Here is a 13078-nt window from a genome sequence, read left to right on the forward strand (position 1 = left end):
GAGATTTTGCGCACTTTGGTTTGGGCTTGAGATAGGGGCATGGCCCGTGTCCTGTGTACGATTTTCAGTCGCCAGACATTAGAAAACCGCGATTGGAAACGAGGGCACGAAGCCATGTCACAGCAGATTCTACAGGTCGACCAGGCCATGTTGGAAACCACCCTGGACCGGATGGTCCGCAAAAGCGTCGAGGAGACCCTGAACGCGATGCTCGACGCCGAGGCCGACGAGATCACCGGCGCCGCGCGCTACGAGCGCAGCGGGGACCGCAAGGCGTACCGGGCCGGCCACTACGAGCGCGACCTGACCGTCAAGGCCGGCAAAATGAGCCTGAAAGTGCCGAAACTCAAGGGCGCGGTGTTCGAGTCGGCCGTGATCGAACGATACCGTCGGCGTGAGGAGAGCGTCGAGGAGGCCTTGATCGACATGTACCTGGCCGGCGTCTCCACCCGCCAGGTCGATGATGTCAGCCGGCTCCTGTGGGGCGACCGCATGCCCTCGCAGACCCTGAGCGACAAGCTCAAGCGCGTCTATGCGGATATCGACGCATGGCGGGGCAGGCCCCTCGAACAGGATTACCCGTACCTGTTCATGGACGGCGTGTGGCACAAAAGGTGCTGGGGCGGGTCCGTGGAGAACGTGAGCATCCTGGTGGCCATCGGCGTCGGCATGGACGGGCGGCGCGAGGTGCTTTCGGTGGCCGAGGGCATGAAGGAGGACGCGGAAAGCTGGCGCGAATTCATCAAAGGCATGCTCGCACGAGGCCTCAAGGGCGTGAGACTGGTGACGGGAGATCGGTGCGCGGGGCTGGTCGCCGCCGCGGGCGAGCTGCTGCCCGATGCCCGCTACCAGCGGTGCATGGTGCATTTCGAGCGCAACATACTCGCCAGGGTCAACCCCGGGAACCGCGACTGGGCGGCCGACGCACTGAAGGCCGTGTTCTCCATGGAATCACGCGACAAGGCGTTGGAGAAGGCCGAATCCGTCGCCCGGGACATGGAATCCAGGAAACTCAAGGAGGCCGCCAAATGCCTGCGCGAGGGCATCGGCGAGACCACGACCTACCTGCTCGACGACTACCCGCGCGAGCATAGGCGTCGGATCCGCACCAACAACATGATCGAACGGCTCAACCGCGAGATCAGGCGCAGGACCCGCGTGGTCGGCTCGTTCCCCGACGGACGCAGCGCGTTGATGCTCGTCTGCGCGAGGGTCCGCTACGTGACATCCGACGAGTGGTCGACGCGCCGCTACCTCGACATGTCAAGGCTCGGTGAGACCGTACCAGCAGCGAACTGATCACCGCCACAGGGACGGGCGAAGACCAAAGTGCGCAAGAGTTCGGGCACTACCAAGGCGAATGCGGAAGCAAGATAGTTTGATGATATTTTTTTGCAAAAAATTTGAATTTCTGCATATGTTATTTTTGGCATTTCTATCCTATCGTAATGGAGTGGTTTCTGTGATATCGTAAACATCATTCAAATAGCCGTAACGACCTTGATGGCGATTTTTGGTAAAGCGAATGAGGTTGACGTTACTGTCAAAATCCAGCTCATCGATATGATCTGTGTTCTCTAAGATGATGATTTGCTGGTCTTTGGCTTGTCCTTTTAATGCGTCGAACAGTCCAGCGCGCATGGATGTGCTGATGGCATGGACTCCTTCGTCAAATCCCAGCAAAGGGGTGTCAATGAGCAGCCATTGGAGGGCATGTGATGATCGTCTGTTCAGATAGTCGTGAAAAGCAAGCAATAACACGGTGTTGAGGAGTGCACAGTAACCTTTGCCTTGTTCAGCTGCTTTTGAATAACCGTCTATTGTGATATCGAAAGTTTGTCGATCGAAATCTGCTTTGCCGGCATTGGGCATATGGATTAGGTAAAGGATGTCTTGTAGCTTAGATCGCATCGAATAATAGAAATCTTCATGGAACCAGTTTCGTGGTTTGTATTTTTCGAAATCAGGATGATCCTGATCTTTTTCATCAAGTGCTGCGAGATAATGGTTTCGCATAGCAAGTAGCTCGGTCTGTTCCGCGCTGATTCGTGCTGCTGCGGCAAGATTATCGAGACGTTCCTGCGTCGTCTTCACTTCAGGTTGTATTTCGTGCTTGAGCTCATCCATAAGAATGTCCAGACATCGGTAGAAGTCCTTTGCTTTCCAACTCGGCAGCTTCCTGCTCCCGTTAAAAAACTTGACCAGGTCTGTTTCGTTGATACCTGTCCATGGTCCGGCTTGCATCATGTGTTTGCCTATTTTGTTTCCCGATCGAGGTCTGCGCTTTGCCATTTCCTCAAAAGAGTGATCAGGCACTAGTACTTGATCGAAGAAGTCCTTCATAAACCCGATTTTGCTGTGGGACACTCCAATCACATACAAGTGGACAATGGCGCAAAAATCCCCTAGCGCGTACACGTTACCTGGCTGAGCCAGAGTCAAGTTCGTCTTCATCTCGCCTCGCCTCGCTTCGCCTTGCCTTGCCTTCAGCGTCTAAGGGTGGTTTTCCTACGATAAGAACAGGTTTGGAACTTAGGTCCGATATTCGCTGGACAACAAAATCCAGTATATGACAGTTAGGTTATTGAACCCTATTGTGTGCGCAGACTTTTCACGAAAGGAGGGCGATGGACTGAACTGATAAGTGTAACGACTATGCCTTTTATTGAACTGGCCATTCATTAGGTGTATCGATCATTCGCTGCAGCGAAGCTGGCTGTGGACGTTCATATTCAAAGCAAAGAGACCTGCCTGCAGAATTGTGGTGCGGGGCCATCAACGGAATTCTGTTGTTTTACAAATAAGAATGAGTTGATGGCCCCGCACGCTGTTAAGCGGTCTGTATGCTTTGGGTCTTTCTGGTGCGGGTCTCCCATTTCCCGGTATAGACGGGAGGGAGTCGTTGTGAAACTCGTTTTCAAACATGAAGCCAATAGAGCGGGCAATACGTCCGAGTCGGATGTTTATGACCTTACGGAAGAGGAAATGCAATCAATGCTCGAACGAGATCGAATCTTACGGGCCGTCGATGCGCGATGCAGCCCTGAAGAACTAGCATTCAGACATCCGCAAACTATATTGCAGGATGTCTGGAATATCGAAGAACGGAATGCTCATGCTTACCATCGGTCTGATCGTGCGTCAGGTGCCTTGATCTCTTATGATGAACTTGTTGCCGTGGATTGTGATTGTATTTCAGCAGCTACGGACCCTGAAAGCATTATCATCGAGCGCGAGAGCGAAGCTGAGCGGAAGCGAATTCTCCAGTGTGTGAATAATGCGCTATCAAGATTGCCCGTAAAACAGCGGGATGTCATTGTCGGCATATTTTTGCAAGGTCAATCACAAGCGGATATGGCTCGAAGCATCGGTGTATCACGGGCTGCCATCTCTAAACAGGTTGCGTCAGCTATGGGGAATCTTCGCAAAGCTCTTGCGAGGCTGGACAGTGAATGTGCCGTGAAAGGTTCTTAGATATGACGATACTCATTAGATATACTAGAAATGCCAGAAATGGACGAAAGCCCCAGTCTTATGTTGCTTGCGATGACGATATGACTGCTATGGCTGAAATTGCAGGAGTGTTGAAGTTGAAGGACACTCAGAATGAGGATGCCGATAATCGATTCGCTGAATCGTCTACGAGCTTTGGCGTGTTGGGAGGGAAAAAGAAGCAGCCAGAGAACTTCAAAGAAACGTCTCTTCTAGTGGATGTTCGTATCGGCCGAGTGAAGAGGGGACGGGGACGGCATGCGCGCAAGGAATAGCGCATAGTCCTCTGGCGGTTGACGCCGGTGCGGGCTAGCATTGAGAACGACTTTCAGTAGGAATCCAATAGGTAGAAAGAACCTCATGATCGAATTGAAGACCCCTCGTGAAATCGAGGAGATGAAGCCTGCCGGCCGTTTCGTCGGCGGCATTCTGAAGGAACTGCAGGAGACCACCAAGGTGGGCACCAATCTGCTCGAAATCGACGAGTTCGTCCACAAGAAGATCGTGGACCGCAAGGGCGCCGAATCCTGCTATGTTGACTACGCTCCTGACTTCGGCACCGGCCCGTTCGCCCACTACATCTGCACCTCCGTCAACGACGCCGTGCTGCACGGTGTGCCGTACGACTACAGCCTGAAGGACGGCGACCTCGTCTCCCTCGATCTCGCCATCTCCGTGGACGGCTGGGTGGCCGATTCCGCCGTCAGCTTCGTGGTCGGCAATGATCCGGATCCCGAAGACCTGCGCATCATCAAGTGCACTGAGGAAGCGCTCGCCGCCGCCATCGACGTGGCCAAGCCCGGCAACCGTCTCGGCGACATCTCCAACACCATCGGCGACATCGCGCGCGAATACGGCTACCCGATCAACCTCGAGTTCGGCGGTCACGGCGTGGGCCACATCATGCACGGCGACCCGCACGTGCCGAACGACGGCCGCGCCCACCACGGCTACAAGCTGCGCGAAGGCCTGGTCATCGCCATCGAACCATGGTTCCTCAAGACCACCGACGAGATCTTCCAGGATCCGAAGGACGGCTGGACCCTGCGTGCCTCCGACGGCTCGCGCGGCGCCCACTCCGAGCACACCATCGCCGTCACCGAGAACGGCCCGATCGTCTTCACCGATCGCACCAACCTCTGATTGGCGTGTGGCGTATGGCGGGTGTCTGATTGGCCTGTGATGGGCGATCGGCATCTCATCAACCGTCTATATGTTCGCGGTTTTCCCGTGAATTCGAGACGTAACAAGCCGAAGTGCGTTTGCTTTGATAGCATGAGCGCACTTCGGCTTTCGTGTATCGACCGGTGTCTGCCGGCGGTAACACAGAAGACATAGAGTACCGAACACTAGTGTTTGCGAACGCGTGAACGTTAATGTTTGGGGTAAGTGGTTCATGAAGAGGAAGGTGCGCGAATGGCAACGGCACAACTTGATGTCGATTCGAACAAGTTCAACCTGCCCGTGGTGAAGGCTAGTGCAGGGCCGGATGGCATCGTCGTTTCCAAGCTGCGCAATGACGGCTGGGTAACGCTCGACCCCGGATTCCTCACCACCGCACAGTGCGAATCGAAAATCACCTACATCGACGGCAAGCATTCGATCCTGCGCTACCGTGGCTACCCCATCGAGCAGTTGTGCGAGAACTCCGATTTTCTGGAGGTGGCGTGGCTGCTGCGCCACGGCGAGCTGCCGAGCAGGGCCGAGTATGAGCAGTTCTGCGCGGACATCAACCACAAGACGATGGTTGGCGAAGACTTCCGTACCTTCATGGGTTCGTTCCCGCGCTCCGCTCACCCGATGAGCGTGCTTGCCTCCGCCATCAATGCGCTGGCCACGTTCTACCCGGACACCACCGATATCTCCGACACCGACCAGCTCGATGAGGCCGCCAAGATCATCATGGCCAAGGCCCGCACGATTGTGTCGTACATCTTCCGCCGTCGTCGCGATGAGCCGATGCTGTACCCCGATTACGCGCGCGGCTATGTGGACGACTTCCTGCGCATGTGCTTCGCTGTGCCGTACGAGCCGTTTGAATCCGACCCGCTGTATGTGCATGCTTTGGGTCGTTTGTTGATTATTCATGCCGACCATGAGCAGAACTGCTCGACCTCGGTGGTGCGTATCGCCGGTTCCGCCCACGCTAACCTGTATTCGGCGGTGGCCGCTGGCATCAATGCGCTGTCCGGTCCGTTGCATGGTGGTGCGAATGAGGCCGTACTGCGCCAATTGAAGGCGATTCGTGATTCCGGCAAGTCTGTGGCCGAGTTCGTGCGTGATGCCAAGGAGAATGGCCAGAAGATTTCCGGCCTTGGCCACCGTGTGTATAAGTCGTATGATCCGCGCGCGGCGATTGCCAGGAAGTATCTGGAAAAGATCATGGAGCGCGAGGATACGCAGAAGCTGCCGTCTGACGAGCGCGCGCTGTTCGCCGTGGCCACCGAGCTTGAGGATATTGCGCTGAATGACGAATATTTCGTATCGCGCAACCTGTATCCGAACGTCGACTTCTACACGGGCTTGATTTATCGGGCGATCGGCTTCGATCCCGCCATGTTCACCACGCTGTTCGCGCTGGGCCGCATTCCCGGTTGGATTGCGCAGTACCGTGAGATGTTGGCCGACCCGAATACCAAGATCGGCCGCCCACGCCAGGTCTACACCGGTCTGGTCGAGCGCGATTTCGTGCCGATGGACGAGCGGTGATTGTTGGTTTGAGAAAGCGCTTCGCTGGAGATTCCAGTGAGGCGCTTTCTATATGTACAGCGCAAACCAGCTATGCTGCGACGGCTGCATAAGAACTAGCAGAGCTAGTTCTGAAATTGAAATAATGTGTGCGGTATCGAGGCGCACCGAGGGAAGGCGTACGAAAGTACGTCGACCGGGGGCAACGAAGATAACGCTCCATTATTTCAATTTCAGTTTTTATGCAGCTTGGCGTTGAGCTCTATTCCCACCTTGCGGTAGCGGGCTTCGATGCGGCCGTTCACCGAGTTGCGGATAAACAGAATGTTGTCTTTGCCGGAGAGCTCAGCACCCTTGACCACTTCCAGCGGTTCGCCAGCGGCGGCCTTGGCCTTGTCCCAGATGGTGATCTTGGTGCCGGCGGTGATGTACAGACCGGCTTCGACGGTGCAGTTATCGCCGAGGGAGATGCCGATACCGGCGTTGGCGCCGAGCAGCGAGTGCTCGCCGATGGAGTTGCGCAGCTTGCCACCGCCGGAGAGGGTGCCCATGATGGAGGCACCGCCGCCGATGTCGGAACCGTCACCCACGACCACGCCTTGCGAAACGCGGCCTTCGACCATGGAGACGCCGAGCGTGCCGGCATTGAAGTTCACGAATCCGGCGTGCATCACGGTGGTGCCGGAAGACAGGTAAGCGCCGAGGCGCACGCGGTCGGCGTCGCCGATACGCACGCCGGTGGGCACTACGTAATCGATCATGCGCGGGAACTTATCCACACCGAACACGTTGACAGTGGTGGCAGGAGCTGCGGCAGGCAGTCCGGCCTGAGCAGCGAAAGCGAGAGCGGCTTCGGTGGAGGCGCGTTCGACATCGGCCTTGCGTAGTGTGAAGTCCTCAACGGCGAAAGGACCGTAGTTGGTCCACACCACATTGGCGAGTTGGGCGAAGATGCCGTCAAGGTTCAGCGTGTTCGGCTTGGCCATGCGCATGCTCATCAGATGGAGCTTCAGGTAAGCGTCCGCGGCATTACTGATCGGCTCGTCCAACTGGCTGACGACGAATACCGGCACGCGGCGAATGCCACGGGCGTCGGCCTCATCGTGAGCCAGAGTGCCGAAATTGTGGTTTGGACGATCGGCCTCGGCCGGTGCCTCACCGAGATTCAGTTCGGGGTACCAGACGTCCAGGGTGGTGCCGGCGGCGTCTACGCTGGCCAGACCCCATCCCCATGCGGTACGCTCTTCGCTCATAGTTGCTCCTTATTGTTGTACGCGCTGGTGCACGCTTGTGGACGTGCGATGCGATTAATGATTCCCACCTTAGCCTTATGTGCGCCTAGGTGAGGGTCGATGCTCGCGAAATGGCTTGAAATCGTATTTCCCGGTAAAAAATTACCGAGTGTGATTGGCGATGGGATGATAGGTTCTCCGGTGAAATTCACTGGTGAACAACTCGACAAGGAGGTGTGCGATGTGATGTTGCATCATTCGGGAGCATAGGCTGTGGCCATGCGACGCCCGGCGTCATAGAGTTTGCGCTTGAGCGAATCGGGCTCAAGAATCACTACGCGGCCATCCCAGGAATACTGCAATGCCCACCAGAACACAGCGCGTTCGGGAGCATCGACGATGACTTCGAACTGTGTGCCGTCCGGCGAATGTTTGATTTGAGGGTCGTCGAACCATTCGAACACGTTGTTGAGCATGGATTCGTCTCGTACGGCCATGCGGATGCGAATCGGGGCATCGGCTACGGGGTATGGACGGTGGCGCATGAAGTTCACTGCGTCAAAATCAGCTGGTGCTGGTTTTTCCAGCGGCACTGTGCCGTTCCTGCCTTTGGCGCTGACGTTGGCGATTCGGTTGACCACGAAAATGCGGAGGTTGTCTTCGCCATGCAGGTGGCAGATGAGGTAATAGCGTCCGTTCTTGTACACCATCTGGTACGGGTCGGCGGTGTAGGTAATTCGGCCTGCGTCCGTACGGCTTTTATGTGGTATCAAGGTGCCATCCGGGCCGTAATCACGGTATTGGAAGGTTACGCCATGTCCTTCTTCGATGGCTTGATTCAGCTGGTCGATAGTGGATAGGAACTCGCCGTTGATATGCGTGTAGGTGGCCACATGGTCCAGGTAGCCTACTGCCTGCCCGGCGGCGCCTGCGAGCTCGCGGATTTTACCGATGAGGTCGTCCATGGTGTCGAGGCTGATGCGAGACAAAGTGAGGCTGTCGAGCAGCAGTCGCATTTCGGCGGTGGATAGGAATGCGTCAAGATACCAGCCGGGTCGTGGATTCTTGCATTCGATGCCGGCAAGGTCGCTTTCGGCGAGATGCCCGATATGTCTGCCGAGAAATTCCGTGGCGGTAAGCTTTTTGAGCTGGTTTCGTATGGTTTTCTCGGTCGGCAGCTCGCTTGGATCTTCCAGCTGGTGTTTACGGGCAAGTTCATCGAGTATTTGCCGCACGGTCAGGCCATGTCCAAAGTAGCTGTGACGCCACAGCACCTCGAAGATTTCGAGGGTGGTGTTCCCTGCATAGGATTTGCGTTGCGCCGGCTTGTCTGCATCCATACGTTAAGGCTACCGCGCGCTTCGTCTAGGATGGAAACGTTGGGTTGAAATACATTCGCTGGAAAGGAGGCTCGCCCATGAGCAAAGGGCATGGTGTGTTTGGCCATGTTCCCGATGATGCGGATGACGATGGCCTCCCGCCTTATGAGGATGATGATTCCGGCGTTTCCTGGGGCCATGCGTTGCGTCGTCGCAATCCTTGGAAAAGGGGGGACGACGAAGATGCCGATTACGACGACGGTCGGTATGACATAGATGACACTGATGACACTAATGGGGGCAGGGGCATCTATACCGGTAAAAGTGGCGGAGTAGGCGGCATTTCTGGTGAGACGGGTGGAATACTTGGTAGCTCAGGCGCGGCCGGCAGCAGAGACGTAACGTTTGGCGGAACGGACAGTTTGTCCGCCGCCGATGCGGTGATGCCCTATCGTTTCAGGCAAGGACGTTCCGTATGGTTCGACGATGAGGACGAAGGCCATTTCGCCGGGTCTGCGAAGCGTGCCGAAGCCCATGCCGTCCCTATCCTTGCGTTACGCAACGATGTGGAATCGTCATCGTCGAATGCCGTGCTCGCTCGTGCCCGTAGCATTGCGCGCAAAGCGGCCACCATGGTTATCAATCCGGTATACAGCGAAAATCATCGAACCGGATATGCCGAGCTTGACGGTATTCTACGTGGCACCACCAGCCCATCGAGTAAGTATCGTACCAGCGTGCAATTCGACCTCGATACGGGAGAAGCCGTCGGTGGCAAGTGCTCATGCCCGGCTTACGGCCGTGGCTATGGCATGTGCAAGCACATGATTGCGCTCGCCTTCATATTCTGCGATGATCCGCAGCGTTTTGAAGGGTACCGTGCCGGGGCCGTACGACCGTCTCGAACGCTGATTGACTATATGGAGCACGTCGATCGGCAAGATGCTCAAGCCAAAGCGCGTCGCCGCAATGCGGTTATGCGTCGGTTTGATGCCACGCAAGGGGAAAACGGTGCAAATGCTCGGCGTACAAAAAGCGGATACGGCTCTCGTGCCGGCACCCGAGGAGGCGGGTATCAGGGCGATAGTGAGACTGTGGGCTTGGGGCAGGTGCAGCTTGTCCCGATATTGAGTTTCATCGACGGCGTGTGGAGCGTGGAGTTCAAGATCGGATCGACTTCCAATGGGTCCAGCTATGTACTGAAATCGATTCCGCAATTTGTGCTTACCATGGCGAACGGCGACTATACGGATTATGGGCAGAAGCTTGCCTTTACCCATACGCCGGATATGTTCGACGATGATTCGCGCCCACTGCTGGGCTTCCTTGACGACGCGATGGCCGTGCGTCGTGCGGCCGAGCAGCAGGACCGGTATTACGGGCATATCGCCATCGACCGTCACCTGACGCTTTCAGCATCGGAAGTGGTCCGGTTGCTGTCCGTACGTGAGGGCAGAGGCGTACAGCTCGTGCTGAACACATGGTTCTCCGGGCAGCCTGCATCGGTGCCAGTTGATGGTGGCGAGACAGATTTTCTCATGCGTATTGCGCGGCGTGATTTCAATACGTATGGTTCGGATGCCGGGTACCTGCTTACCGGAGTGCCGGCGGTGGAAACCGTGATTGACGGCGGCAAGAATGTATGGCTGTTGCTCGCCTCCACTAATCCGGCCGGTGCGGTATCCGCCATGATGGCGGGTTCTCAACGTAAAAGCGCAGCAGGATGCCGATTCGTCCGTTGCCCGAAACGATTGATTCCGTTGCGGGGATTACTGGGAGATTTGTTTGAGCCCGATGGCGAGGGGCAGGTCATCGCCGGCGATGACATCGCCCTGTTCGCACGCACGCTATTGCCTCAGCTCGTTGGCGCCGGATTGTTGGAAGCCAGTGAGATTCCTCGCGAGTTGGCTGAATTAAGCCCTACGGAATGCAGCCTCCAGTTTTATCTGGATCGTGATGAGCATGGTGTGCAATGCGAGGTCAAGGCACGCTACGGCGATGCCATTGTCCCGTTGCTACCCGATGGCCCGACGGTGCATGCTAGGGATGAGCGTTCCATTCCTCTGTCGCGGGGCGTGATCGGACGAGATTTCGACGCAGAGCATCTTGCGATTGATGTAGTGCGTGAATTCTTTACCATGCCTGACCAGCGCAAGCGCGTTGCGGCCGCCACTCATCAGACGGTGAATGGGTTCCGAACGCCGGCCGCGCGAAAGGCCACCAAAAAATTCGTGTCTGATGCGGCCACTATCGATCGCGATGACACCACGCAGATCGTTCGTCTCTTTGACGAGGGATTGCCGGCACTAAAGGAAGTAGGGGAGGTCTTCACCACACCGGCTTTTGACCGGCTGATCGCGCCCAAGCCACCAAGCGTCAAAGTCGGATTGTCCATCAAAGGCAACTTGGTGGAGATATCACCCCTCGCTGATGAAGTGCCGCCGGACGAAGTGGGTGCCTTGCTATCTTCGTACCGTCGGCGTCAACGATTCCATCAGTTGAAGGACGGCACGCTTGTCAAACTCAGCGGCGCGAATCTCAGCACGTTGGACCGATTGGCCAGCGACCTCGATCTGAGCGAGCAGCAGCTCAACTCCGGACTGATCGAGTTGCCGGGTGGTCGAGCATTCCTACTGGATGGTGAGCTGCCGGATGACGGCTCCGATGTGGTCAAGGACGCTTCGTTCACCGAATACATCGACGATCTCAAGATCATCGACCCTAAGTCGTATGAAGTGCCGGATAGTCTCAAGCATATTCTGCGCCCTTATCAGGTCGAAGGCTTCCAATGGCTGAACACGTTGTGCGACAAGGGTTTTGGCGGCATTCTGGCCGATGAGATGGGCTTGGGTAAATCTGTGCAGCTTATCGCGTTGCTCCTGTCTCGATATCAGCGGAATACCGGCGAGATGGGCAACGGCAGCCTTGGCCCATCGCTGATCGTGTGCCCGGCGTCCTTGGTGTACAACTGGGGTGCCGAATTCACCAAGTTTGCCCCGAGCTTCAATGCCGTGGTGGTGGCCGGTACCAAAGCCGAGCGCCGTACCGCCATCGGCCGTGCGTTCCGGGCGGATGAACCCACCGTGCTCATCACCTCATACGACCTGTTGCGCCGAGATGTCGATGATTACACCGCCAATGAGCAACGTTTCAATGTCATGGCATTGGACGAAGCCCAGTACATCAAGAATCACACCACGAAAATAGCCAAAGCGGTCAAGGCCGTGGCCGCCGACCATCGTTTCGCCTTGACCGGCACGCCGATCGAAAACCGACTCTCCGAACTGTGGAGCATTTTCGACTTCCTGATGCCAGGGCTGCTCGGCTCATACAAGCGATTCCATGAGCGTTATGAGTTGCCCATCTCCAATGCCCGGGCCGCGGATGGCAGCACGGCTGAAGGTCGGGCCGCCGCACAAGTCAATCCTGAGGCCGCTCGGGTATCTCGCCAATTGCAGTCGTTGGTGGGCGTGTTCATCAAGCGCAGGCTGAAGTCCCAGGTGTTGACCGATTTGCCGGACAAGCTAGAGACCACGCTGACCGTGCGGCTTGCCGGCGAACAGCGCAAACTGTATGCGGCTCACGAGCAGCGGCTCAGAATGCAGCTCGAACACAGCGAAGAAGCCGATTTCAACACGTCGAAGATTCGCATCCTCGCCGAGTTGACCAAGTTGCGCCAGATCTGCTGCGACCCGAGGCTGCTGTACGCCGATGCCAAGGATCAATCGGCCAAGCTTGCCGCCATCACCGAACTGGTGGAAACCTGTGTGAACGAAGACAAGAAGGCGCTGATCTTCTCCCAGTTCACCAGCTTCCTTGATCTGATCGCCGAACGTTTCGACGCGCAAGGCCTGCGCTACTACACCATCACCGGCTCCACGCCCAAGAAGAAGCGTCTCGAACTCGTCGACCAGTTCAATGCGGACGATACGCCTGCCTTCCTGATTTCCCTGAAGGCCGGCAACACCGGACTGAACCTGACCGGTGCCAGCGTGGTCATCCACGCCGATCCATGGTGGAACGCCGCCGCGCAGGATCAGGCCACCGACCGAGCACATCGTATCGGCCAGACCGAAGACGTCAACGTGTATCAGGTGGTGGCCAAGGACACCATCGAAGAACGCATCTTGGAGCTTCAGCATACCAAGAGCGAGCTCGCCCGCCAGTTCACCGATGCTTCCTTGCTTGCCGACGAAGCCGGCACCGGCGCCAGCGCCCTCACCGAAGCTCCCGCCTCCATCGCCACCCTCACCAAGGACGATCTCCTCAATCTGCTGGGATGACAGAGCTTCTTTGTGCACTCCCCATCCCGATTAAGAACATGTGTATTCATGGGTTTGCGGATGT

The 13078-nt window shown here is 56.7% G+C and carries 9 protein-coding genes; 6 read left to right on the plus strand and 3 right to left on the minus strand.

What is annotated here, in order from left to right:
• Positions 1 to 114: 114 nt before the first annotated feature.
• Positions 115 to 1299, plus strand: a complete 1185-nt coding sequence (locus ACEUKI_RS00005) for an IS256 family transposase (protein ID WP_131218582.1) — start codon at positions 115 to 117, stop codon at positions 1297 to 1299.
• A gap of 141 nt (positions 1300 to 1440) precedes the next feature.
• Here the strand turns inward: ACEUKI_RS00005 and ACEUKI_RS00010 are convergent, their stop codons facing one another.
• On the minus strand, positions 1441 to 2454 hold the full coding sequence (locus ACEUKI_RS00010; protein ID WP_144169813.1) for a hypothetical protein: 1014 nt from the start codon (positions 2452 to 2454) through the stop codon (positions 1441 to 1443).
• 450 nt (positions 2455 to 2904) lie between these two features.
• On the opposite strand from ACEUKI_RS00010, the gene ACEUKI_RS00015 reads away from it, so the two are divergent.
• The 4 genes from ACEUKI_RS00015 to ACEUKI_RS00030 all read left to right on the plus strand — a co-directional run bounded on the left by ACEUKI_RS00015 (position 2905) and on the right by ACEUKI_RS00030 (position 6201).
• Entirely contained in the window at positions 2905 to 3474 is a 570-nt protein-coding gene (locus ACEUKI_RS00015) for a sigma-70 family RNA polymerase sigma factor (protein WP_186289943.1), read from the plus strand.
• Positions 3475 to 3563: 89 nt separating this feature from the next.
• Positions 3564 to 3767, plus strand: a complete 204-nt coding sequence (locus tag ACEUKI_RS00020) for a hypothetical protein (protein ID WP_143248083.1) — start codon at positions 3564 to 3566, stop codon at positions 3765 to 3767.
• 85 nt (positions 3768 to 3852) lie between these two features.
• Positions 3853 to 4635: a type I methionyl aminopeptidase gene (gene map / locus ACEUKI_RS00025; protein WP_374156318.1), complete on the plus strand. Its 783-nt coding sequence runs from the start codon at positions 3853 to 3855 to the stop codon at positions 4633 to 4635.
• A gap of 273 nt (positions 4636 to 4908) precedes the next feature.
• Complete coding sequence (locus tag ACEUKI_RS00030) at positions 4909 to 6201, plus strand: citrate synthase (protein WP_080785989.1); 1293 nt, start codon at positions 4909 to 4911, stop codon at positions 6199 to 6201.
• A gap of 212 nt (positions 6202 to 6413) precedes the next feature.
• Here ACEUKI_RS00030 and dapD read toward each other — a convergent pair whose 3' ends face one another.
• Both dapD and ACEUKI_RS00040 read right to left on the minus strand, forming a co-directional pair.
• The gene (gene dapD, locus ACEUKI_RS00035) at positions 6414 to 7433 is read right to left on the minus strand and encodes a 2,3,4,5-tetrahydropyridine-2,6-dicarboxylate N-succinyltransferase (RefSeq protein ID WP_080785990.1); all 1020 of its coding nucleotides are present in this window, start codon (positions 7431 to 7433) and stop codon (positions 6414 to 6416) included.
• A gap of 233 nt (positions 7434 to 7666) precedes the next feature.
• Positions 7667 to 8752: a WYL domain-containing protein gene (locus ACEUKI_RS00040; protein ID WP_080785991.1), complete on the minus strand. Its 1086-nt coding sequence runs from the start codon at positions 8750 to 8752 to the stop codon at positions 7667 to 7669.
• 77 nt (positions 8753 to 8829) lie between these two features.
• Between ACEUKI_RS00040 and ACEUKI_RS00045 the strand changes: the two genes are divergently transcribed.
• A complete protein-coding gene (locus ACEUKI_RS00045) occupies positions 8830 to 13014 on the plus strand; it encodes an SNF2-related protein (protein WP_374156319.1) in 4185 nt (1394 codons plus the stop codon).
• The last annotated feature ends 64 nt before the right edge of the window (positions 13015 to 13078 follow it).

It is taken from the genome of Bifidobacterium sp. 2450 (assembly GCF_041900695.1).
Classification (GTDB): domain Bacteria; phylum Actinomycetota; class Actinomycetes; order Actinomycetales; family Bifidobacteriaceae; genus Bifidobacterium; species Bifidobacterium longum.

Excerpts from the sequence above, each read along its gene's own strand:
- ACEUKI_RS00005 (WP_131218582.1), top strand. The coding sequence starts at position 115 with ATGTCACAGCAGATTCTACAGGTCGACCAGGCCATGTTGGAAACCACC.
- ACEUKI_RS00010 (WP_144169813.1), bottom strand. The coding sequence starts at position 2,454 with ATGAAGACGAACTTGACTCTGGCTCAGCCAGGTAACGTGTACGCGCTA.
- ACEUKI_RS00020 (WP_143248083.1), top strand. The coding sequence starts at position 3,564 with ATGGCTGAAATTGCAGGAGTGTTGAAGTTGAAGGACACTCAGAATGAG.
- map (WP_374156318.1), top strand. The coding sequence starts at position 3,853 with ATGATCGAATTGAAGACCCCTCGTGAAATCGAGGAGATGAAGCCTGCC.
- ACEUKI_RS00030 (WP_080785989.1), top strand. The coding sequence starts at position 4,909 with ATGGCAACGGCACAACTTGATGTCGATTCGAACAAGTTCAACCTGCCC.
- dapD (WP_080785990.1), bottom strand. The coding sequence starts at position 7,433 with ATGAGCGAAGAGCGTACCGCATGGGGATGGGGTCTGGCCAGCGTAGAC.
- ACEUKI_RS00040 (WP_080785991.1), bottom strand. The coding sequence starts at position 8,752 with ATGGATGCAGACAAGCCGGCGCAACGCAAATCCTATGCAGGGAACACC.
- ACEUKI_RS00045 (WP_374156319.1), top strand. The coding sequence starts at position 8,830 with ATGAGCAAAGGGCATGGTGTGTTTGGCCATGTTCCCGATGATGCGGAT.